General features: G+C 61.8%; 17 protein-coding genes. 2 read left to right on the top strand and 15 right to left on the bottom strand.

Features of this window, described 5'->3' with window-relative positions; translation table 11 throughout:
• Positions 1–6 precede the first annotated feature (6 nt).
• The 8 genes from selB to QQ992_RS02750 form a co-directional block, all read right to left on the bottom strand.
• Entirely contained in the window at positions 7–1,929 is a 1,923-nt protein-coding gene (gene selB / locus QQ992_RS02785) for a selenocysteine-specific translation elongation factor (protein ID WP_286112153.1), read from the bottom strand.
• Positions 1,926–3,353, bottom strand: coding sequence for an L-seryl-tRNA(Sec) selenium transferase (gene selA, locus QQ992_RS02780; RefSeq protein ID WP_286112152.1), 1,428 nt, complete (start codon positions 3,351–3,353; stop codon positions 1,926–1,928). Before selA ends, selB begins: the two co-directional genes overlap by 4 nt.
• Before the next feature lie 159 nt (positions 3,354–3,512).
• Positions 3,513–4,433 (bottom strand): formate dehydrogenase accessory protein FdhE, encoded by a 921-nt coding sequence (gene fdhE, locus QQ992_RS02775; protein ID WP_286112151.1) that lies wholly within the window; start codon positions 4,431–4,433, stop codon positions 3,513–3,515.
• Between the two features lie 4 nt (positions 4,434–4,437).
• Complete coding sequence (locus tag QQ992_RS02770; protein ID WP_286112150.1) at positions 4,438–5,094, bottom strand: formate dehydrogenase subunit gamma; 657 nt, start codon at positions 5,092–5,094, stop codon at positions 4,438–4,440.
• Positions 5,091–6,041: a formate dehydrogenase subunit beta gene (gene fdxH / locus QQ992_RS02765; protein ID WP_286112149.1), complete on the bottom strand. Its 951-nt coding sequence runs from the start codon at positions 6,039–6,041 to the stop codon at positions 5,091–5,093. Before fdxH ends, QQ992_RS02770 begins: the two co-directional genes overlap by 4 nt.
• Entirely contained in the window at positions 6,041–9,109 is a 3,069-nt protein-coding gene (gene fdnG / locus QQ992_RS02760; protein ID WP_286112148.1) for a formate dehydrogenase-N subunit alpha, read from the bottom strand. The genes fdxH and fdnG overlap by 1 nt, the downstream gene beginning before the upstream one ends.
• Positions 9,110–9,256: 147 nt before the next feature.
• Positions 9,257–10,018, bottom strand: coding sequence for an SDR family NAD(P)-dependent oxidoreductase (locus QQ992_RS02755; protein WP_286112147.1), 762 nt, complete (start codon positions 10,016–10,018; stop codon positions 9,257–9,259).
• A 21-nt stretch (positions 10,019–10,039) separates the two neighbouring features.
• Positions 10,040–10,825 carry a sulfite exporter TauE/SafE family protein gene (locus QQ992_RS02750; protein WP_286112146.1) on the bottom strand — a complete coding sequence of 262 codons (786 nt, stop codon included), beginning with the start codon at positions 10,823–10,825 and terminating at the stop codon, positions 10,040–10,042.
• A gap of 199 nt (positions 10,826–11,024) precedes the next feature.
• Here QQ992_RS02750 and QQ992_RS02745 point away from each other — a divergent pair, with 199 nt between their 5' ends.
• Positions 11,025–12,407, top strand: a complete 1,383-nt coding sequence (locus tag QQ992_RS02745) for an aminotransferase-like domain-containing protein (RefSeq protein ID WP_286112145.1) — start codon at positions 11,025–11,027, stop codon at positions 12,405–12,407.
• Between the two features lie 220 nt (positions 12,408–12,627).
• On the opposite strand, the gene QQ992_RS02740 is transcribed toward QQ992_RS02745, so the two are convergent.
• The 3 genes from QQ992_RS02740 to QQ992_RS02730 form a co-directional block, all read right to left on the bottom strand.
• Positions 12,628–13,083 carry a hypothetical protein gene (locus QQ992_RS02740; RefSeq protein ID WP_286112144.1) on the bottom strand — a complete coding sequence of 152 codons (456 nt, stop codon included), beginning with the start codon at positions 13,081–13,083 and terminating at the stop codon, positions 12,628–12,630.
• A 210-nt stretch (positions 13,084–13,293) separates the two neighbouring features.
• Positions 13,294–13,839 (bottom strand): single-stranded DNA-binding protein, encoded by a 546-nt coding sequence (locus tag QQ992_RS02735; RefSeq protein ID WP_025754600.1) that lies wholly within the window; start codon positions 13,837–13,839, stop codon positions 13,294–13,296.
• A 9-nt stretch (positions 13,840–13,848) separates the two neighbouring features.
• Positions 13,849–15,243 carry an MFS transporter gene (locus tag QQ992_RS02730; protein WP_119368662.1) on the bottom strand — a complete coding sequence of 465 codons (1,395 nt, stop codon included), beginning with the start codon at positions 15,241–15,243 and terminating at the stop codon, positions 13,849–13,851.
• A gap of 129 nt (positions 15,244–15,372) precedes the next feature.
• Between QQ992_RS02730 and uvrA the strand changes: the two genes are divergently transcribed.
• Positions 15,373–18,207, top strand: coding sequence for an excinuclease ABC subunit UvrA (gene uvrA, locus QQ992_RS02725; protein WP_286112143.1), 2,835 nt, complete (start codon positions 15,373–15,375; stop codon positions 18,205–18,207).
• Between the two features lie 72 nt (positions 18,208–18,279).
• Here the strand turns inward: uvrA and bfr are convergent, their stop codons facing one another.
• The 4 genes from bfr to QQ992_RS02705 form a co-directional block, all read right to left on the bottom strand.
• On the bottom strand, positions 18,280–18,744 hold the full coding sequence (gene bfr / locus QQ992_RS02720) for a bacterioferritin (RefSeq protein ID WP_016715322.1): 465 nt from the start codon (positions 18,742–18,744) through the stop codon (positions 18,280–18,282).
• Positions 18,745–18,907: 163 nt separating this feature from the next.
• Entirely contained in the window at positions 18,908–20,347 is a 1,440-nt protein-coding gene (locus QQ992_RS02715) for a catalase (RefSeq protein ID WP_286112142.1), read from the bottom strand.
• A gap of 172 nt (positions 20,348–20,519) precedes the next feature.
• The gene (rplQ, locus tag QQ992_RS02710; protein ID WP_003255451.1) at positions 20,520–20,906 is read right to left on the bottom strand and encodes a 50S ribosomal protein L17; all 387 of its coding nucleotides are present in this window, start codon (positions 20,904–20,906) and stop codon (positions 20,520–20,522) included.
• 42 nt (positions 20,907–20,948) lie between these two features.
• Positions 20,949–21,950: a DNA-directed RNA polymerase subunit alpha gene (locus QQ992_RS02705; protein ID WP_003255452.1), complete on the bottom strand. Its 1,002-nt coding sequence runs from the start codon at positions 21,948–21,950 to the stop codon at positions 20,949–20,951.
• Positions 21,951–21,972 lie beyond the last annotated feature (22 nt).

Genomic DNA, 21,972 nt, shown 5'->3' with positions numbered 1-21,972 from the left:
TTGAACTCAGTGCCTGGCCTGCTGCTGGGCCAGGGCGCTGTCGGCGCGGATGTGACGCTGGTCGGCCACCCTCCGGGTCAGGCCGATGCGGTCGAAGTATTCCAGAATCTGCACACTGCGCTTGCGACCGATCCCCAACATATCGCGAAACGCGGCAACCTGCACTATCGGCGTCTCACTGCCCTGCCCCAGCAGCAACACTGCCATGCGCTGTAGTGTCGACTCCGGGTAGAACAGGTCACGCACCACCTGGTGCACCAGGCCCAGCCGTGCAAGCTTGCGCAACAACAGGCGCACATCGGCTTCGGCGCAGTTCTCTTCACTTGCCAGCGTCCTGACCCAGGGCGGGTCGTATTGCCCCGCCAACAACCTCGGCTCCAGGCGCGCCCACAACTCACTGTCGGCTTCGCTCAATTGCACTTTATGATCGGGCAAGTGCAGCCAAGGCCCGCTGCTGGCGATGGAGCCGTCATCGAGCAGTTCATCCAGCAAGCTGACAAATGCAGGCCGCTCCAGGGGCAAGGCCGCAAAACGGCGCAGGCGATCACGGTCCGGGCCGAGCTGGTCGGGGTCTTGTTCGTGGAACCGTGCCAACTGCTCCATCACCTGCTGCTTCAACGCTTGCCACTTGGCAGTGGCGAACAGCAGTTGGCCCTGCCGCGTGGCCACCACCAAAACTTCTTCCGGCAACTGCCAGGTTTCTCGCAGGCGATTGAACTGCCGCTCAAGCCGCTGGGGGTCGATACCGCCCGGTGCACTGGCAAGCAGCGCCGGCAGCGCCTGCTCCAGTTCTTCGGTATCGCGCAGCACCTGCAACTGGCGCAGGCGCTCATCACTGCGGCGTTGGCGGCTTGGCGCGAACGGGTCCAGCACCTTGCCACCGCCCAAGGTGCGCTGGGCACGCTGGTCGCGCAGCACCAAACGGTCGCCATGCACCGCCTGCAGCGGCGCATTGAGTAACAACTGGGCAAACATGCGCTGGCCGGCCGCCAGGCTTTCGCCTTCAAGCAAGGCGACTCGGGCCGTCACATCCTGAGTCCCCAGGTGTACGTGCACGGCGCTGAAATGTTCGAACGTACGTGTCTCTCCCGGTAACAGGTTCAGCTCGATATCCACCCGTACGCCAGGCGCATGCAGCCACTCAGGCACCAGCCAGTCACCCCGGTGTATCTGCTCCAATGCCAGTCGCTCGGCAGCGATGTTCAGCGCCACCCGCTGGCCCGCCTCTGCCACCAACGAGGCCTGGTTCTGTGCATGCAGGCCACGCACGCGCACCGCTTTGCCGGCCTTGCCCAGCAACAAGGTATCGCCGGCACTGACCCGCCCGGCCAGCGCCGTGCCGGTGACCACCACGCCAGCGCCGCTAACCGCGAAAGCGCGGTCGACGGCCAGACGAAAACCACCGCGCACAGCGCGTGCCCGTACGTTGGCCTCAGCCTCCAGCAGGGCTTGACGCAGCGCGTCCACGCCTTCCCCGCTGATGCTCGACAATGGGAACTGCCGCGCACCGGCATACGGCCCTGGCGCCAGCAGTTCACTGACTTGCACCTGCACATCGGCCAGCCGGGCCGGCTCGACCCGGTCGCATTTGCTGATCGCCACCAGGGCCTGGGGAATGCCCAGCAGCTCGATGATCGCCAGGTGCTCGCGCGTCTGCGGCATGACCCCGTCGTCAGCAGCCACCACCAATAGCACCAGGTCAATGCCATGGGCACCGGCCAGCATGTTGTGGATAAAACGCTCGTGGCCTGGCACATCGATGAAGCCCGTCAGCGGCGCGCCTTCGCTCAGTGCCGCATAGCGGTAGCCAAGGTCGATGGTCATGCCGCGGGCGCGCTCTTCCTGCCGCTGGTCGCCGGCCTGGCCAGTCAGCGCCTGCAGCAGTGCGGTCTTGCCATGGTCGATGTGCCCGGCGGTACCAACGATCACTGCACTGGCCCCAGTTGCAGGGCGGGCAACTGGGCCAGCCACTGGGCTTCGTCATCCAGTTGGCGCAGGTCCAGCCACAAGGCATCGTCATCGATGCGGCCCAGCACCGGCACAGGCAGATCACGCAGGGCCCGCTCCAGTACATGCAAGCTGCGCCCGCGCAGCTTCTTCGACACTTGCGGGCGCAGGCACAGCGCGGCACTGGGCAGGCGCGCCACCGGCTGGCTGCCACTGCCAATCATGCCCAGCGCAGGTTCTACGCTGACGGCCCATTGCTCGCCGAGGCGGGCCTTGAGTTCAGGCGACAGGCGCTCGGCCTGAGCCTGGATCTCGGCCTGGCTGCGGGTCAGCAGGCGCAGGCTGGGCAGGCGTTCGGCCAGGCGGTCGGGGTTGCGGTACAGTGCCAGCACCGCTTCAAGGGCTGCGAGGGTGATCTTGTCGACGCGCAAGGCTCGCTTGAGCGGGTTTTTCTTGATCCTGGCGATCAGGTCCTTGCGGCCAACGATGATCCCTGCCTGAGGCCCGCCCAGCAGTTTGTCGCCGCTAAAGGTGACGATATCGGCGCCATCAGCCAGGGCCTGGCGCACCGTCGGTTCGGCGGGCAGGCCCCAGCGGGTAAGGTCGAGCAGGCTGCCGCTGCCGAGGTCTTCGAGTAGCGGCAGTTCATGTTGGTGGGCGATCCGCGCCAGCTCGGCAGTGGGCACCTGGGTGGTGAAGCCCTGGATACTGTAATTGCTGCAATGCACGCGCATCAGCAGGCCCGTGCGCGGGCCGATGGCGGCCTCATAGTCGCGGGCGTGGGTGCGGTTGGTGGTACCGATCTCGTGCAGCTTCACGCCGGCCCGGGCCATGATGTCGGGAATGCGGAAGGCGCCGCCAATCTCGATCAGCTCACCCCGGGAGATGATGCCTTCCTTGCGTGCGCCCAGGCTGTTGAGCGCCAGCAGCACGGCGGCGGCGTTGTTGTTGACTACGGTGACGGCTTCGGCGCCGGTCAGTTCGCGGATCAGGCCTTCGATCAGGTCATCGCGGTCGCCACGTTTGCCGGTGGCCAGGTCGAACTCCAGGTTGAGCGGATAGCGGGCGGCAGTCTGCATGGCCTCGATGGCTTCTTCCGGCAGCAGGGCGCGGCCCAGATTGGTGTGCAACACGGTGCCAGTGAGGTTGAACACACGGCGGACCTGGCTGCGCTGTTGAGCGGCAAGGCGCTCACCGGTGCGGCCCAGCAGCACTTCGGTGGCCAGTTCGGCTGCACTGAGCTGGCCGTTGCGAGCAGGGTCACGCAGGTCGTCGAGCAGTTGGCGCAAGGTAGCCAGGGCTGCATCGCGGCCGTGGCGGTCGATCAGCGGGAGGCAGGCCGGGTGGCGCAGGAGGGTGTCGATGGATGGGAGGCGTGGGGTGTCGCTGGCTAGGCTTGAAGACATGCGGTACTACCTTGGGTTATCCGGTGTCTGTACTGGCCTCTTCGCGGGCACGCCCGCTCCCACAGGGTCCGCGCTGTATTTGAGGCTTGCGCAGTCCTTGTGGGAGCGGGCGTGCCCGCGAAGAAGGCAACTCGGTATTTCAGTGTAGACACTCACCCACTAACCGGGCGCCAGCATCAGGTTGGGCGCCAGGCGATGAAAGCCCTCCTCGTCCAGGCGCATATCCAGCGCCAGGCTGGCCAGGTCGTCGGCCAAAGGCTCGGCCGCCGCATCGTTCTCCAGATAGTTCTGCTTCAGGTAGCTTTCGCAGCCCGGGCAACACTCGGCACGCAATGGCGCCTTGCCCGGCGCATGGCGATCATCCTCAAGGCTGATATAGCGCAAGTCCTTGCTCGACTCGCAATACACGCACTTCACCCGCACCACATGCCATTCACAGGCACACAACGAACAGACCAGATAGCGCAGGCCATTGTGCTTGCCACGGTTGCGCACCACCCCGGCCATTGCCGGCGAACCGCAAGCCGGGCACTGGGCCAGGCTGCCGGCAGGTTTCAGCTCCGGCGTTGGCAATACCAGCAGCCAACTGGACCAGGCCGCCTGCAACGCAGCCCCGAGGAACGGCACCAATGCCGCTGGCACCGCGTCATACTGCCCTGCCAGCAAAGCGATGCCCCAGCCTTTGCGCTGGTTGTCATCACTGCCACGCAGCACCTGCAAGGCCTCACCCAGCGGGCCACGGGTTTCGCCGTTGAAGTGCTCAAGGAGGGCCTGTAACCAAACCAGCCAAGGCCCTTCGCGCACCAGGCTGTCCGCCGCCAGCGGCGGCAAACCATGACTTATGCACAGGCGCTGACGTTCCTCGGCCACCGGCACGCCAGCGGGCGGGTTATCCACAAGCTGCTGCTGGACACGGCACAACCGCGCCACCAGCCTCAGGTAGTCGCCAAGGGCATTGCCCTCGGCCAGCTGATCCAAACGCGCAGCGCGCAGTTCGAACAGGTTGGCGGGCGGCAGGTGCAGAAACGGCGGCATCACCGCCGACGCTTCGATCTGCCCGGGTTCGAGTATCGTGCTCAAGCGTTCATCCTTCTTTTCGTCCGTGATTGCCCGGCGTTTTGTCGCCGGTCACTTCGCGGTACCACAACTCATGGTGCTTGCGTGCCCACGCGCGGCTGACCCAGCCATGCAGCATGGCGCCGATCGAGCCCTTGATCCAGACGCCGGCATAGATGTGCACGATGATGCTGAGGATCAGCACGAACGCCGCCAACGCGTGCAGCAGCGCAGACAGGCGAATGGCATCGATGCCGAACCAATGGCTGAAATACGCACGCCAGATCACCACCCCACTCACCAGCAGCACCAGCATGCACGCCAGCAAGGTCCAGAACAGCAGCTTTTGTCCGGCGTTGTACTTGCCGATAGGGGGCACGCCATCCTCACGATTGACCATCACCCGATCGATGCGACGCAGCCACAGGCGGTCGTTGGCGGTGATGAAGTTGGCGCGCCAGAAACGGAACACCAGGCCGAGGAAGAACACGAACATCGCCACCCCGATGAAGGGGTGCAGGATGCGCGTCCACGGCCCGCCACCAAACAGGTGGCTGAGCCAGAACAGCGCCGGATGAAACAGCGCCAGCCCCGACAGCCCCGCCAGGATGAACAGAATTGCCACAATCCAGTGGTTTGTCCGCTCATTGGCGTTGTAGCGCAGGATGGGTTTGTTGTCGTTCATGGCCGCTGCTCCCCTTGCCCACCGGGCTTGGTCGGGTCGTAGACATGGACCGCAGGATCCACCTGATGCACGTTGTCATCCGCCGGCGTGGGGTGCTCGTCCTCCTCGACCCGCTGTGGGCCAACCCGCACATAATGGAAGAACCCGGCCAACACCGCCGCGCCCATGGCCAGCAACGCCAGCGGCTTGGTGAAGCCCTTCCACAGCCCCACCAAAGGGCTGATCACCGGCTGGTCCGGCAGGCCGGCGTACAGCTTCGGCGTGTCGGCATGGTGCAGCACGTACATCACGTGGGTGCCGCCGACGCCATCCGGGTCATACAACCCGGCCTTGTCGTAACCCCGCGACTTCAGGTCGACAATGCGCTCGGCGGCATGCACTTTCATCTCGTCCTTGCTGCCGAATACGATCGCCCCGGTTGGGCAGGTTTTCACGCAGGCTGGCTCCAGGCCCACGGTCACGCGGTCGGAACACAGGGTACATTTGTACGCCTTGTGGTCCTTCTGCGAGATACGCGGGATGTTGAACGGGCAGCCGGTGATGCAGTACCCGCAGCCGATGCAGTGGTCCTGGTTGAAATCGACGATGCCGTTGGCGTGCTTGATGATCGCCCCCGGGCTCGGGCAAGCCTTCAGGCAACCCGGGTCGGCACAGTGCATGCAGCCATCCTTGCGGATCAGCCACTCCAGGTTGCCGTCGTCGCGCTCGTGCTCGGTGAAGCGCATCAGGGTCCAGGTTTCGGCCGTGAGGTCCTGAGGGTTGTCGTAGGTGCCGTGGTTGTGGCCGACCTCGTCACGCAGTTCGTTCCATTCCGAGCACGCCACCTGGCAGGCCTTGCAGCCGATGCACTTGGTGGTGTCGATCAGCTTGGCGACTTCCTGCTGCTGGCGTACCGAAGGCGGTACGGTGGTGGTGGCCGAGCGGGCGATGATGTCTTGGCTGGCCATCAGAGTTTCTCCACTTTGACGAGGAACGACTTGGACTCTGGCGTCTGGGTGTTGCCGTCACCGAGGAATGGCACCAGGGTGTTGGTCAGGTAGCCATGCCGGGTCGCGCCGGTGAAACCCCAGTGCAAGGGAATGCCGATCTGGTGCACGGTCTGGTTGTTGACCTGGAGCGGGCGAATCCGCTTGGTCACCACTGCCACCGCATCGATATGCCCGCGCTTGCTCGACACCCGTACCCGGTCGCCGGCCTTGATGCCTTTCTCGTTGGCCAGCACCTCGCCGATTTCGACGAACTGCTCGGGCTGGGCAATGGCGTTGAGCCGGCAATGCTTGCTCCAGAAGTGGAAGTGCTCGGTCAGCCGATAGGTGGTCGCCGCGTAGGGAAACTCGTCGTGCGTGCCAAGCGTGTCCCACACCGAGTCGAAGATGCGGCCAGCCGGGTTGCTGACCACCTTCTTGTTCTGCGGGTGCAGCGGGTTGATACCGATCGGCGTTTCGAACGGCTCGTAGTGCTCGGGGAACGGGCCTTCGGCCATCTTGTCGATGGCGAAGAAACGCGCCACGCCTTCGGGGTTCATGATGAACGGGTTCATCCCCGCTTCCGGTGGCGAGTCGACCTTGAAGTCCGGCACGTCGGTACCGGTCCAGGCCTTGCCGTTCCACCATACCAGGCGTTTCTTCTCCGGGTCCCACGGCTTGCCTTGCGGGTCGCTGGAGGCACGGTTGTAGAGGATGCGACGGTTGGCCGGCCAGGCCCAGGCCCAGTTCTGCACCTGGTGCATGCCATACGGGTCGCTGTTGTCGCGGCGGGCCATCTGGTTGCCCTGCTCGGTCCAGCAGCCGGCGAAGATCCAGCAGCCAGACGCCGTGCTGCCGTCGTCCTTCATCTGGCCGAAGCCTGACAGTTGCTGGCCAGCCTTGAGCGTGGCGCCGGTGGCGTCGGTGAGGTCGGTGACCGCCCAGCCGTTCATCTCTTTGGCCAGCTCCTCTGGTGATGGCTCATCAGGGATCTTGTACGGCCAACTGATGTTCATCATCGCATCAGGGTAGGCGCCGCCCTCGGCCTGGTAGCGTTGGCGCAGGCGCAGGAACAGCTCGCTCATGATCTGCACGTCGGTACGCGTCTCGCCCGGGCCGTCGGCGCCCTTCCAGTGCCACTGCAACCAGCGGCTGCTATTGACCAGCGAACCGTCCTCCTCGGCGAAGCAGGTGGTGGGCAGGCGGATCACTTCGGTCTGGATATTGGCGGTGTCGACGTCGTTGAACGGCCCGGCGTTACGCCAGAACTCCGAGGTCTCGGTGGCCAGCGGGTCCATGATCACCAGCCACTTGAGCTTGCCCAGCGCTGCAGTGACGCGGTTCTTGTCCGGTAGCGCAGCAATCGGGTTGAAGCCTTGGCACATGTAACCGTTGACCTTGCCCTGACCCATCATCTCGAACATGCGCAGCACGTCGTAGGCCGGGACATCGAGCTTGGGCAGCCAGTCATAGCCCCAGTTGTTTTCCGCCGTGGCGTTGGCGCCGTACCAGGCCTTCATCAGGCTGACGTGGAACTTGCCGTAGTTCTGCCAGTACGACAGCTGCCCTGGGCGTAGCGGCTTGGACGCGCGCTTGTCGATGTAGGTGGCGTAGTCCTGCTCGGCGTCACCGGCCAGGGTCAGGTAGCCCGGCAGCGAGTTGGACAGCAGGCCGAGGTCGGTCAGGCCCTGGATATTGGAGTGCCCGCGCAGGGCGTTGACCCCACCACCGGGCATGCCGACGTTGCCCAGCAGCAGCTGGACCATGGCCGCACTGCGGATGATCTGCGCACCGATCGAGTGCTGCGTCCAGCCGAGCGCGTAGAGAATCGTCATGGTCTTGCCCGGTGCCGAGCAGGTGGCGATCTCTTCCCAGACTTTCATCATGGCGTCCTGTGGCATGCCACAGGTCATGCTCGCCAGTTCCGGGGTGTAGCGGCTGTAATGCTGTTTCATCAGCTGGAACACGCAGCGCGGGTGCTGCAGGGTCGGATCGACCTTCGCATAACCGTCCTCACCCAGCTCGTAACCCCAGCCGGATTTGTCGGCATACACACGCTTGGCCTCGTCGTAGCCGCTGAACAGCCCGTCCTCGAAGCCATAGGTCTCTTTGACGATGAACGACACGTCGGTGTAGTTACGCACGTACTCGTGCTGGATCTTGTCGTTGCTCAGCAGGTAGTTGATCAGCCCGCCCATGAAGGCGATATCGGTACCGGTACGGATCGGCGCGTAGTAGTCCGCCACCGAAGCGGTACGGGTAAAACGCGGGTCGACCACGATCAGCCGCGCCTTGTTGTGCGCCTTGGCCTCGGTCACCCATTTGAAGCCGCACGGATGCGCTTCTGCTGCGTTGCCACCCATCACCAGGACCAGATTCGCGTTAGCGATATCGGACCAGTGGTTGGTCATGGCGCCACGGCCGTACGTCGGGGCAAGACTTGCCACCGTCGGGCCATGTCAGACACGTGCCTGGTTATCGAACCCCAGCATGCCTGTAGCGCGGACGACCTTGTGGGTCAGGTAGCCTGCCTCGCTGGAGGCGGCGGAGGCAGCCAGAAAACCGGTGGTGAGCCAGCGGTTTACGGTTTGCCCCTGGGCGTTCTTCTCGATGAAATTGGCGTCTCGGTCCTGTTTCATCAGGCCGGCGACGCGGTCGAGCGCCTCATCCCAGCTGACCCGCGTCCATTCTTTGCTACCCGGCTTGCGTACCTCGGGGTACTGCAAGCGGCTCGGGCTGTGGATAAAGTCCAGCAGGCCGGCGCCTTTAGGGCAGAGGGTGCCACGGTTGACCGGATGGTCGGCGTCACCTTCGATATGGATGATGTTCTGTTTGACGTTTTTACCCGCATCGCCCTGGCTGTACAGGATCAGGCCGCAGCCGACCGAGCAGTAGGGGCAGGTGTTACGGGCTTCTTTGGTGTGCGCCAGCTTGAAGTGACGCACCTGCTCGGCGAAGGCCGGCGTCGGGGCCATGCCCAACGCCGCCAGGCTCGAGCCTCCAAGGCCGACGGCGGCGACCTTGAAGAATTGCCGACGGTTCAGGTCCATCGTGCACTCCTGATCAGGTGGTGGACGCGCGGAACATGGCCGGCGCCTCTTGGTAGTCACGGTGGCGGCCAACACATGGCCGCCAATGGTTAAGACTAGTCAAGAATCGGGAACGTGCGATGACCTGAGTCAGTGGTAAGGCCCGGGTCAGGCACGCGGCAGGTTGCGCACCACATTAAGGGCCGCACTGCTCTGCGCCACCGGCATGATCTCGACGGTATTGATGTTCACATGCGCCGGCTGCTCGGCAATCCAGGCTACCGTAGCCGCGATATCCTCCGGCAGGATGGCCTCGACATCCCGATACAACGCCTGCACCGCGTCCAGGTCGCCATTCAGACGTACCACCGAGAAGTCAGTGCCCGAGCACAGCCCCGGCTCGATGTTGCTCACGCGTACTCGGGTGCCCGCCAGGTCGGCACGCAAGTTGAGGCTGAACTGGCGGACGAAGGCCTTGCTGGCGCCATAAACATTGCCGCCCGGGTAGGGGTAAGTGCCGGCGATAGAGCCAATGTTGATGATCATCCCGCCGTCGGCTTCCACCATTTGCGGCAGAATCTTGTGGGTAACCATGGCCAGGCCGGTAATGTTGGTGTCGATCATCCGCTGCCAGTTTTCGGCGCTGCTGGCCTGGGCTCGGTCCACGCCCAACGCCAGCCCGGCGTTGTTGACCAGCAGGTCGATCTGCAGCGATGCATCACGAATCTGCTCGACCGCCGTTTCCAGCGACACCGGGTCGGTGACATCCAGCGCCAGCGGAATGAAATTGACGCCCAACTCGGCCTCCAGCGCTTTCAGTTTGTCCATGCGCCGGGCGCCACCGATCACGCGGTAGCCTTTGCCGATCAGCGTGCAGCAGATGGCACGGCCAAAACCCGAGGAGGCGCCAGTTACGAATGCGGTTTTCATCAGTTTTCTCCTATCAGTAGGTCAGGCCAGGTACTTCACGCCCAGGCTGGTGAACAGGCAAAGCATCGAGAACACCAGCGCCTTGCGTACCACTTCGTTGCCTTTGCGCAGCGCCAGGGCACTGCCCAGGTGGTTACCCAGGATGTTGCAGGCCACCAGCGGCAATGCCAGCAGGTAGACGACCTTCCCGGCCACGACGAAGGCGACCAAGGCGCCGATGTTGGAAGCGAAGTTGAAGGTTTTGGAGTTGGCCGAGCTGGAGACCAGGTCCATGCGCAGCAGGTAATGGAAGGCGATGATGAACATGCTGCCGGTACCGGGGCCGAAGAAGCCGTCATAGAAGCCGATGGCCAGGCAAGTCAACGGCACCACGGTGTAGAGCATGCGCGAAGACAGCTCTCGCTCCTCTACCGGGCGGTCCTTGGGGGTGAGGAAGATGAGGATGCCGAACGGGATCAGCGCCAGGATGATCTTGCCTACAGTCTCTGGCGAGATCGACACGATCAGGTGCGCCCCCAGGTAGGCACCCAGCAGTGAGAACGGCACCCCGACCAACGCCACCTGCCAGACCATCTTGCTGTTGGCCAGGAAGTTGCGAATGGCCGCCAGCGTGCCAAGGGTGCTGACCAGTTTTTCCTGGCCCAGTGCGACCTGCGGTGGCATGCCCACCAGCAAAAAACCCGGTACCAGAAACAGACCGCCACCACCGGCAATACTGTCGACGAAGCCTGCAACGAAGGCGATCGCGCCGAGCATGAGGACTGCCAGCAGCCAGTGTTCCGCCCAGTAAGCACCCAGAATTTCCATAGCAAAGCCCATCCAATGGCGTGTTTTGCCAAGGCCGACGTGAGTGAGCCTGCCCTGACTGATGCGATGATTGTAATTACGAAAATTGAATCGATGCAATAAACAATTTATTCGACTCAATTCTCACGATTTCTATCATTACCTGCATCTGAGCTTTCATGCTAGGCTGCGCGCTCTTGCAGAATCTGGTGCGTTTTCCATGTGGGTCCCTCATTACGGCGATCAAACCCAGCCGGTTTACCTGATGATCGCTAATGCCCTTGAACAGGACATCGAAAGTGGTCGGCTTGCAGCAGGTGATCGCTTACCCACCCTCAAGGACCTCGCCGAGGCACTGAATGTGACGCCCGGCACCGTCGGCAGGGCCTACGACGAGGCAGCCAAGCGTGGCCTGGTGGTTGGCGAAGTCGGGCGTGGCACATTTGTGAAACAGCAGCGACAGCCATTGCCTATCCCGTCGGCGCCCGCGCCCGTTGCTGGCGAAAGCAGCCAGATCGATCTCTCGATCATCAAACCCAACGACGCTCACATGAGCGAGTGGCTAGGCACGGCTATCAGCGAACTGGCCGCTTCTTCGGACTTGGCGCAAGTACTCGACTACGTGACCGAGGGTGGCCACACCTCACACAAGCAAGCCGGTGCGGCCTGGATTCAGCGCTGGCTGCCAGATGCTCGCTGGCAACAGGTTGTACTGACCTCTGGCGCGCAGCATGGGCTGCTGGTGGCCATTAGCAGCCTGTCGAAGAGCGACGATGTGGTGCTGTGCGAGTCGCTGTGCTACCCGGGCATCATCTCCCTCGCCCACAGCATGGGCCGCCGCCTGCATGGCGTGGCCATGGACGAGCACGGCATTACGCCTGATGCATTGCGCGCGGCCTGCCTGGAGCACCGCCCTTCCCTGCTGGTATGCGTCACCACGCACCAGAACCCGACCAACTCGATCATGCCCCACGCACGGCGCCAGGCCATCGCCGAGATCGCCCGCGAGTTCGACCTGTTCATCGTCGATGACGACATCTACGGTTTTCTCGAACCCGCCCCGGATTACAAGCCACTGGCCGCGTATGCGCCTGAACGCTCGGTGTACCTCACCAGCCTGTCCAAGAGCGTGTTGCCGGCGCTGCGCATCGGCTACCTGTACGCTCCGCCGCAAACCCTGTCACGGTTATCGTCGATGGTACGCAGCAGCGTGTGGATGCCTTCGCCACTGATGGCGCAATTGGCCAGTAACCTGATCAACAGCGGCATGGCCGACCAGTTGGTACGGGTCCAGCAGGACGAGGCGGCCGCGCGCCAGCACATGGCCCGGGAGATTCTTGGCCGATACAACATCCGTACTCAGCCCCACAGCTTTCATATCTGGCTGGAGTTGCCAGAGCCGTGGACCAGCGACGAGTTCGCCAACCTGGCGCGTAACAACGGCGTTACGGTGGTCAGCGGCAGCCAGTTTTTGCCAGAACGCAGCCACGCCACCTGCGGCGTGCGCATCGCGCTGATGGCACCCAGCAGCCAGGAGCTGGGCTTTGCCCTGACCAAATTGGCAAGCCTGCTGGATTCGCCGGAGCCGCGGTTGTTCTACTGAGCAAGTGGGCTACGGTACTGCCCTTGTGAGCACCACATTATCTATGTAGGAGCAGCCTTGTGCTGCAAACAGGCCAGTGGGCCTGGCGATGATCTTCGGCTGCAACAGCCCTTTTGCAGCGCAAGGCTGCTCCTACTGATTCTGCGCACCTTGAAGGCCATGCCGGCGGGATGGGAGCAAGCGAGGGAAATGTTTTTCGACCCTGTGTCCCAACTGCCCGTCAGTTGATTGCTATATTGAAATTATCGCCTCCCAGATACCGGATTTGAACTGTTCCAGTAACAACTTGCCCATCCGGCGCGATAAGTTTGTAGATCGTCACCAGGAACGCCTCTCGCCCCATTGCCTTCCTTGAATACAGATAGCCACCCAAGGTAAATAGCGCTCCGCCAGCGGTAATTATCGGCCCTGCGTACATCTGAACATACTGAAACCAGGAAGGGCCGGTAGAACGGTAGTAGGAGACCGTCGACGGGCCGAAAACCAGCGCTGCAAAGGCCAGCGCAGCAATGGCGAAACCTAACAGGAGCAGCAAGCCTCCAGTGTAACCGGCCCCCTTTTCGCAACCCTTGAGGTATACCGCGTAGCCTTCGCTGAACCCCGGGATCCGATAGTCACCTGATAAAGAATTCAGCTGAAATTCAATTCGATCAAACCCTTCACTCTCTGATTGCATGATCCACTCCTTTGAAAACATAGATGCTAAGCAATCGCGACAGCAGATAGTTGACGCAAGAGGAAATTCAGAAACCGCCTACAACAACACAGACAATCTGATATTTAGAGGCCCCTCCCGTAACTTCATATTTCTCAATTTCCGCGGGCAAAAAAAAACCGGAGCGACTGCTCCGGGTTGTTGGTCTGGCGTGATGCCTTAACGTTCGAATCAGAACGGAATATCGTCATCAAAGCTGTCAAAGTCAGCCGCCGGCTGTGGCGCTGGCTGCTGCGGCGCCGGGCGCTGAGGGGCCTGTTGCGGGCGCTGGGCCTGCTGGCGCGGCGGGGCCTGGTTGTACTGTTGCTGCTGACCACCTTGGTTGTAGTTGCCGCCACCCTGGTTGTACGGGTCACCGCCCTGCTGGCCCTGCGGACGACCGCCCAACAGCTGCATGGTGCCGTTGATGTCGACGATGATCTCGGTGGTGTAGCGCTTGATACCGTCTTTTTCCCACTCACGGGTCTGCAGTTTGCCTTCGATGTAGCACTGCGAACCTTTGCGCAGGTACTCGCCGGCGATTTCGGCAACCTTGCCGAACAGCGACACACGGTGCCACTCGGTACGCTCTACCTTCTGGCCCGACTGCTTGTCGGTCCACTGCTCGCTGGTAGCCAGGCTCAGGTTGGTCACGGCGTTACCGTTGGGCAGGTAGCGGACTTCGGGATCCTGGCCACAGGTGCCGACCAGAATGACTTTGTTAACCCCACGGGCCATAACGTTCTCCTAGGCTTCGCACGCCGAAGAGGCTGGGTTCACCAGTCGCTCGAGGGTCGCACGGTCCAAAATTTTCGTATCCAGTTTGATATAGATAGCGGCTTCTTCAGCCACCACCACAGCGTCGGTCACACCCGGCACGGCCATCAGGCGCTCGGTCAGGCCGGCTTCCCGGACTGCCTCAGGCGTCAGCGGCATGCGCAGGCTGGTCACATAAGGCGGCTCGTTCATGCGCAAGGCGACGACCAGCCAGATGGCACACAGCACCGCGCAACCGAGGAACACCGTGTCCAGCCCACCGTGCTGGAACAACCAGCCACCGAGGATTCCTCCCAAGGCAGCGCCAAGGAACTGGCTGGTGGAATAAACCCCCATTGCCGTCCCCTTGCCACCGGCAGGCGATACCTTGCTGACCAGCGAAGGCAGCGAAGCCTCCAGCAGGTTGAATGCGGTAAAGAATACCACGGTGCCAATCACCAGTCCGCGCAAACCGTCAGCCCACTCCCAGAAGTATATCTCTGTCAGCAGCAGGACACTGACCGCACCGGCCAACACACGTTTCATCTTGCGCTTTTTTTCGCCGTAGATGATGAACGGGACCATTGCAAAAAATGAGATGAACAGCGCGGTCAGGTACACCCACCAGTGCTGCTCCTTGGGCAGCCCACCGCGCTCGACGAAGGCCAGTGGCAGCGCGACGAAGCTGGCCATGAGAATGGCATGGAGGACGAAGATGCTTACGTCCAGGCGCAGAAGGTCCGGATGACGCAGGGTTGGGCCGAGTGCCTGGCGCGCCACGCCCGATTCGCGGTGCTGCAGGATGCTATGCGTGTTGGGCACGACAAAGGCAATCAGCAGGATGCCGACCAGAGCGAGCCCCGCCGTGGTCAGGAACAATCCTGACAAGCCAAAGGCACTTGTCAGCAAGGGGCCGACGACCATGGCGACGGCAAACGACAGGCCGATGCTCATGCCAATCATGGCCATGGCCTTGGTCCGGTGTTGCTCGCGGGTGAGGTCGGACAGCAGCGCCATGACGGCGGCAGAAATCGCACCGGCGCCCTGCAAAACACGCCCGGCGATCACGCCCCAGATGGAATCGGCCTGGGCCGCCAGCACACTGCCCAGGGCGAAAATCACCAGCCCCAGGTAAATCACCGGCCGGCGGCCGATGCGGTCGGAAATCATCCCGAACGGGATCTGCAATACCGCCTGGGTCAGGCCATAGGCGCCAATGGCCAGGCCGATCAGCGCAGGGGTGGCACCGGCCAGATCCATGCCGTAGGTGGCCAGTACCGGCAAGACCATGAACATGCCCAGCATACGAAAGGCAAAGACCAGGGCAAGGCCGCCAGCGGCGCGGGTTTCGCCGCCACTCATGCGCTCGTTGTGGGTGTCGTGCATGGATTAACCTCGTGTGAACCGGCGGCGATTCTACCAGTCCGACAGCGTGACGGCATCTACGCGACGCTTTGCCGCGTCATACTGGCGCGCCGTATACTTCCTTGTTTATGCCCGCCAAGCGAGGCCGCAGTGGACAAGATCCTGATTCGTGGGGCACGTACCCACAACCTGAAGAACATCGACCTGACCCTGCCCCGGGACAAGCTGATCGTGATCACCGGCCTGTCCGGTTCCGGCAAGTCGTCCCTGGCGTTCGACACCCTCTACGCCGAAGGCCAGCGCCGCTACGTGGAATCGCTGTCGGCCTACGCCCGGCAGTTCCTGTCGATGATGGAAAAGCCCGACGTCGATACCATCGAAGGCCTCTCACCGGCCATTTCCATCGAGCAGAAGTCGACCTCGCACAACCCACGCTCCACGGTCGGCACCATCACTGAAATCTACGACTACCTGCGCCTGTTGTATGCCCGCGTGGGTACGCCACGCTGCCCGGACCACGATATCCCGCTGGAGGCGCAAACGATCAGCCAGATGGTCGACCTGGTGCTGGAGCGCCCGGAAGGCAGCAAGCTGATGCTGCTGGCGCCGGTGGTGCGCGAACGCAAGGGTGAGCACCTCGCCGTGTTTGACGAGCTGCGCGCCCAGGGGTTCGTACGCGCCCGGGTCAACGGCAAGCTCTACGAGCTGGACGAACTGCCCAAACTGGACAAACAGAAAAAGCACAGCATCGATGTGGTGGTAGACCGCTTCAAGGTGCGCGCCGACCTGCAGCAACGCCTCGCTGAGTCGTTCGAGACCGCACTGAAGCTGGCCGACGGGATCGCTCTGGTAGCACCGATGGACGACGAGCCAGGCGAAGAGATGATCTTCTCCGCCCGCTTCGCCTGCCCGGTGTGCGGCCACGCCATCAGCGAGTTGGAGCCCAAGCTGTTTTCCTTCAACAACCCGGCTGGCGCCTGCCCGACCTGCGATGGCTTGGGGGTGAAGCAGTTCTTCGACACCAAGCGCCTGGTCAATACCGAACTCACCTTGGCCGAAGGCGCGATCCGTGGCTGGGACCGACGCAACGTGTACTACTTCCAGATGCTCGGCTCGTTGGCCGCACATTATGGCTTCAGCCTGGAAGAACCCTTCGGCGAGCTCTCGGCAGAACACCAGAAGGTGATCCTGCTGGGCAGTGGCAAGCAAAGCATCGACTTCAAGTACTTGAACGACCGTGGCGATATCGTCAAGCGCTCGCACCCGTTCGAAGGCATCGTGCCGAACCTGGAACGTCGCTACCGCGAGACCGAGTCGGCCACTGTGCGCGAAGAGCTGGCCAAGTTCCTCGGCACCCAGCCCTGCCCGGATTGCCGCGGCACTCGCCTGCGCCGCGAAGCACGCCATGTGTGGGTGGGCGAAAAAACGCTGCCGGCGGTCACCAACCTGCCGATCGGCGAAGCCAGCAACTACTTCGGCGAACTGACCCTGACTGGCCGCCGTGGCGAGATTGCCGCCAAGATTCTCAAGGAAATCTGCGAGCGCTTGCAGTTCCTGGTCAACGTCGGCCTCGACTACCTCACCCTCGACCGTAGCGCCGACACCCTGTCCGGTGGTGAAGCGCAGCGTATCCGCCTGGCCAGCCAGATTGGCGCCGGCCTGGTCGGGGTGATGTACATCCTCGATGAACCGTCCATCGGCCTTCATCAGCGCGACAACGACCGCCTGCTGGCCACCCTCAACCACCTGCGCGATTTGGGCAACACGGTCATCGTGGTGGAGCACGACGAGGACGCCATTCGCTTGGCCGACTACGTGGTCGATATCGGCCCAGGGGCCGGTGTGCATGGTGGCCAAATCGTCGCCGAGGGCTCGCCGCAGGAGGTCATGGACCACCCTGACTCGTTAACCGGCAAGTACTTGTCCGGGCGCAAGAAAATCGTCGTGCCAGCCAAGCGCACACCGCGCAACAAGAAGCTGCAACTCAAGCTCAAGGGGGCGCGTGGCAACAACCTGCAGAACGTCGACCTGGAAGTCCCCATCGGCCTGCTGACCTGCGTGACCGGGGTATCCGGCTCGGGCAAATCGACGCTGATCAACAACACCCTGTTCCCCTTGGCCGCTACGGCCCTCAATGGCGCAAGCAGCCTGGAAGCCGCACCGCACAGCAGCATGGATGGCCTGCAGCACCTGGACAAGGTGGTGGATATCGACCAGAGCCCGATCGGCCGCACCCCGCGCTCGAACCCGGCAACGTATACCGGTATTTTCACCCCTATCCGCGAGCTGTTCTCCGGGGTGCCGGAGTCACGCTCACGCGGCTATGGCCCGGGGCGTTTCTCGTTCAACGTCAAGGGTGGCCGTTGCGAGGCCTGCCAAGGCGATGGCCTGATCAAGGTCGAGATGCACTTCCTCCCAGACATCTACGTGCCGTGCGACGTGTGCAAGAGCAAGCGCTACAACCGTGAAACGCTGGAGATCAAGTACAAGGGCAAGAACATCCACGAGGTGCTGGAGATGACCATCGAGGATGCCCGCGAGTTCTTCGATGCGGTGCCAGCGTTGGCGCGCAAGCTGCAAACGTTGATGGATGTGGGCCTGTCGTACATCAAGCTGGGCCAGTCGGCGACCACCTTGTCTGGCGGCGAGGCACAGCGGGTGAAGCTGTCCCGCGAGTTGTCCAAGCGCGATACCGGCAAAACCCTGTATATCCTGGATGAGCCCACCACGGGCCTGCACTTTGCCGATATCCAGCAGTTGCTGGACGTGCTGCATCGCCTGCGCGACCACGGCAACACCGTGGTGGTGATCGAGCACAACCTGGATGTGATCAAGACCGCTGACTGGCTGGTGGACCTAGGGCCGGAAGGTGGGTCCAAAGGTGGGCAGATCATTGCCTGCGGTACGCCGGAAGAGCTGAGCGAGATGAAACAGTCGTATACCGGGCACTACCTGAAACCGTTGCTGGAGCGGGATCGAGCCTGAGTGTTGCCGATGGAATGAAAAAGCCCCTGGCACCATTGGTGTCAGGGGCTTTTTCTTGAGACTGTGGATAACTTACATCTGCGACTGCAGGTAGTTCTCCAGGCCAATGGCCTTGATCAGCCCCTGCTGCTTCTCCAGCCAGTAGGTGTGATCTTCTTCGGTATCCGCCAACTGCGCACGCAGGATGTCACGGCTGATGTAGTCCTTGTGCAGCTCGCACAGCTCGATGCCTTTGCACAGCGCACCGCGCACCTTGTACTCAAGCTTGAGGTCGGCCTCGATCATTTCCGGCACGGTGCTGCCGACTTCCAGGTCGTCTGCACGCATGTCAGGGGTGCCTTCGAGCATCAGGATGCGACGCATCAGGGCATCCGCGTGCTGCGTCTCTTCTTCCATCTCGTGGTTGATACGCTCGTAGAGCTTGGTCAGGCCCCAGTCTTCATACATGCGCGAATGAATGAAGTACTGGTCGCGTGCCGCCAGTTCGCCCTTCAGCAACGTGACGAGGTAGTTGATTACGTCCGGGTGGCCTTGCATCGCCCTGCTTCTCCATATGAAAACGTCTATGCCATATAGTGTGAACCAGCTTTTGCCTGCGGTCACTGAAAAACGCGCAATAAGAAGCAAAAAATCGGTTAAACAGTAGTGATATTCATTGAAAAACCGCCCAAATGAGGGCGGTTCTTCTTATCACTTCGACTTAGGCGAGAGTGAGGCCCAGGGCCTTGGCGATCCCTTCTCCATAGGCCGGGTCGGCCTTGAAGAAGTACTGCAACTGGCGCTGGATGACGTCTTCGCTGACACCCGCCATAGTTCCAGCGATGTTGCTGATCAGCAGGGCCTTCTGCTCATCACTCATCAGGCGGAACAGCGCGCCGGCGTGGCTGTAGTAGTCAGTGTCCTCGCGGTGATCGTAACGGTCGGCCGAACCATTCAGGGCCAATGCGGGCTCTGCGTGACGTGGCGACTGCTTCGGTGCCGCGGCGTAGCTGTTGGGTTCGTAGTTCGGTGCACTGCCATAGCTGCCAGTGGCCATGGAGCCGTCGCGCTGGTAGCTGTTGACCGGGCAGCGTGGCGCGTTCACCGGCAACTGTTGGTGGTTAGTACCCACACGGTAGCGGTGTGCGTCCGCGTAGGCGAATACACGGCCCTGCAGCATGCGGTCCGGCGACAGGCCGACGCCCGGCACCATGTTGCTTGGCCCGAAGGCAGCCTGCTCGACTTCGGCGAAGTAGTTGAGCGGGTTACGGTTAAGCTCGAGCACGCCCACTTCGATCAACGGGTAGTCCTTCTGCGACCAGGTCTTGGTCACGTCGAACGGGTTCTCGTCGCGGCTCGCGGCCTCGGCTTCGCTCATCACCTGGATGCAGACAGTCCAGCGTGGGTAATCGCCACGCTCAATAGCTTCGAAAAGGTCGCGCTGTGCGTAGTCCGGGTCAGTACCTGCCAAGCGTGCGGCATCTGCAGGGGCGAGGTTCTTGATGCCTTGCTGGGTCTTGAAGTGCCATTTGACCCAGGTGCGCTCGCCCTGGGCATTGATCAGGCTGTAGGTGTGGCTGCCAAAGCCGTGCATGTGGCGGTAGCCGTCCGGAATGCCACGGTCGGAGAACAGGATGGTGACCTGGTGCAGCGCCTCGGGCGAGTGCGACCAGAAATCCCACATCATCTGGGCGTTCTTCAGGTTGGACTGCGGGTGACGTTTCTGGGTGTGGATAAAGTCCGGGAACTTGAGCGGATCCCGAATGAAGAACACTGGCGTGTTGTTACCCACGATGTCCCAGTTGCCCTCTTCGGTGTAAAACTTGACCGCGAAGCCGCGTGGGTCACGCTCAGTGTCTGCTGAGCCACGCTCGCCACCGACGGTAGAGAAGCGCAGGAAAGTCTCGGTCTGCTTGCCTATCTGTTCGAACAGCTTGGCGCTGGTGTAATCAGTGATATCGCGGGTGACGGTAAAGGTGCCATAAGCACCCGAGCCCTTGGCATGCACACGACGCTCTGGAATGTTCTCACGGTTGAAATGGGCGAGCTTCTCGATCAGGTGGAAGTCGTCGAGCAGCAGCGGGCCGCGTGGGCCGGCGGAGCGGGAGTTCTGGTTGTCGGCTACAGGTGCACCGCTGGCGGTGGTGAGAATCTTGCTCATGGGCTCTCCTTATCGGTCTTGAAGCGCCGGCTAATCGGCTATGGAGAGAGTATTGACGAGCAAGGTTACAGGGACAAATTCATTAACTGACTTACATCAATAGAAATTAACAATACCAACAGAAACAAAAAACCGGGCACTAGGCCCGGTTCTTTGTAGCAGACAGAACGTCTTACTCAGCAGCTTCTACAGCACCGCCGACCGGACGATCAACCAGCTCGACGTACGCCATAGGCGCGTTGTCGCCAGCGCGGAAACCGCACTTCAGGATGCGCAGGTAGCCGCCCTGACGGGTGGCGTAACGCTTGCCCAGGTCGTTGAACAGTTTGCCAACAGCGGACTTCGAACGGGTACGGTCGAAGGCCAGACGACGGTTAGCAACGCTGTCTTCCTTGGCCAGGGTGATCAGCGGCTCGGCAACGCGGCGCAGTTCCTTGGCTTTCGGCAGGGTGGTTTTGATCAGCTCGTGCTCGATCAGCGACACTGCCATGTTCTGGAACATAGCCTTGCGGTGAGAGCTGGTACGGCTCAGGTGACGTCCACTTTTACGATGACGCATGATTCATTCCTTACCAAACACTACGTTCGGTGATTACGACGATCAGGCGGTCGCCTTGTCGTCTTTCTTAAGACTTGCAGGCGGCCAGTTGTCGAGGCGCATGCCGAGAGACAGACCACGAGAGGCCAGGACGTCCTTGATTTCAGTCAGGGACTTCTTGCCCAGGTTAGGAGTCTTCAACAGCTCTACTTCGGTACGCTGAATCAGGTCGCCGATGTAGTAGATGTTCTCCGCCTTGAGGCAGTTGGCCGAACGTACAGTCAGTTCCAGGTCGTCAACCGGACGCAGCAGGATCGGATCGATCTCGTCTTCCTGCTCGACTACGACAGGCTCGCTGTCACCTTTGAGGTCGACGAACGCGGCCAACTGCTGTTGCAGGATGGTCGCAGCGCGGCGGATTGCCTCTTCAGGGTCCAGGGTGCCGTTGGTTTCCAGATCAATGACCAGTTTGTCCAGGTTGGTACGCTGCTCAACACGGGCGTTTTCGACCACATAGGCGATACGACGCACCGGGCTGAACGAAGCGTCCAACTGCAGACGGCCAATGCTACGGCTTTCGTCTTCGTCGGTTTGACGGGAGTCGGCCGGCTCGTAACCACGACCACGAGCTACAGTGAGCTTCATGTTCAGGGCGCCGTTCGACGCCAGGTTCGCGATTACGTGATCGGGGTTGACGATCTCGACATCGTGATCCAGCTGAATATCGGCAGCGGTAACCACCCCCGAACCCTTTTTCGACAAGGTCAGCGTAACTTCGTCACGACCGTGCAGTTTGATAGCCAGGCCTTTCAGGTTCAACAGGATTTCAATGACGTCTTCCTGAACACCTTCGATCGCGGAGTACTCGTGGAGTACGCCATCGATCTCGGCCTCGACTACTGCACAGCCAGGCATGGAGGACAACAGGATGCGGCGCAGCGCGTTGCCCAGGGTATGGCCGAAACCACGCTCGAGAGGCTCGAGCGTGATCTTGGCGCGGGTCGGACTGACTACCTGCACATCAATGTGGCGGGGAGTCAGGAACTCATTTACCGAAATCTGCATGGATGCACCTATTTTCTAGCCC

The organism is Pseudomonas kurunegalensis, from assembly GCF_030291635.1.
GTDB lineage: Bacteria > Pseudomonadota > Gammaproteobacteria > Pseudomonadales > Pseudomonadaceae > Aquipseudomonas > Aquipseudomonas monteilii.
This window is presented reverse-complemented; position numbering and strand designations above follow the sequence as displayed.

Bases quoted from the DNA above. Each gene is read 5' to 3' on its own strand.
- selA (WP_286112152.1), bottom strand. From the start codon at position 3,353: ATGTCTTCAAGCCTAGCCAGCGACACCCCACGCCTCCCATCCATCGAC.
- QQ992_RS02770 (WP_286112150.1), bottom strand. From the start codon at position 5,094: ATGAACGACAACAAACCCATCCTGCGCTACAACGCCAATGAGCGGACA.
- fdxH (WP_286112149.1), bottom strand. From the start codon at position 6,041: ATGGCCAGCCAAGACATCATCGCCCGCTCGGCCACCACCACCGTACCG.
- QQ992_RS02755 (WP_286112147.1), bottom strand. From the start codon at position 10,018: ATGAAAACCGCATTCGTAACTGGCGCCTCCTCGGGTTTTGGCCGTGCC.
- QQ992_RS02750 (WP_286112146.1), bottom strand. From the start codon at position 10,825: ATGGAAATTCTGGGTGCTTACTGGGCGGAACACTGGCTGCTGGCAGTC.
- QQ992_RS02745 (WP_286112145.1), top strand. From the start codon at position 11,025: ATGTGGGTCCCTCATTACGGCGATCAAACCCAGCCGGTTTACCTGATG.
- QQ992_RS02740 (WP_286112144.1), bottom strand. From the start codon at position 13,083: ATGCAATCAGAGAGTGAAGGGTTTGATCGAATTGAATTTCAGCTGAAT.
- QQ992_RS02735 (WP_025754600.1), bottom strand. From the start codon at position 13,839: ATGGCCCGTGGGGTTAACAAAGTCATTCTGGTCGGCACCTGTGGCCAG.
- QQ992_RS02730 (WP_119368662.1), bottom strand. From the start codon at position 15,243: ATGCACGACACCCACAACGAGCGCATGAGTGGCGGCGAAACCCGCGCC.
- bfr (WP_016715322.1), bottom strand. From the start codon at position 18,744: ATGCAAGGCCACCCGGACGTAATCAACTACCTCGTCACGTTGCTGAAG.
- QQ992_RS02715 (WP_286112142.1), bottom strand. From the start codon at position 20,347: ATGAGCAAGATTCTCACCACCGCCAGCGGTGCACCTGTAGCCGACAAC.
- rplQ (WP_003255451.1), bottom strand. From the start codon at position 20,906: ATGCGTCATCGTAAAAGTGGACGTCACCTGAGCCGTACCAGCTCTCAC.
- QQ992_RS02705 (WP_003255452.1), bottom strand. From the start codon at position 21,950: ATGCAGATTTCGGTAAATGAGTTCCTGACTCCCCGCCACATTGATGTG.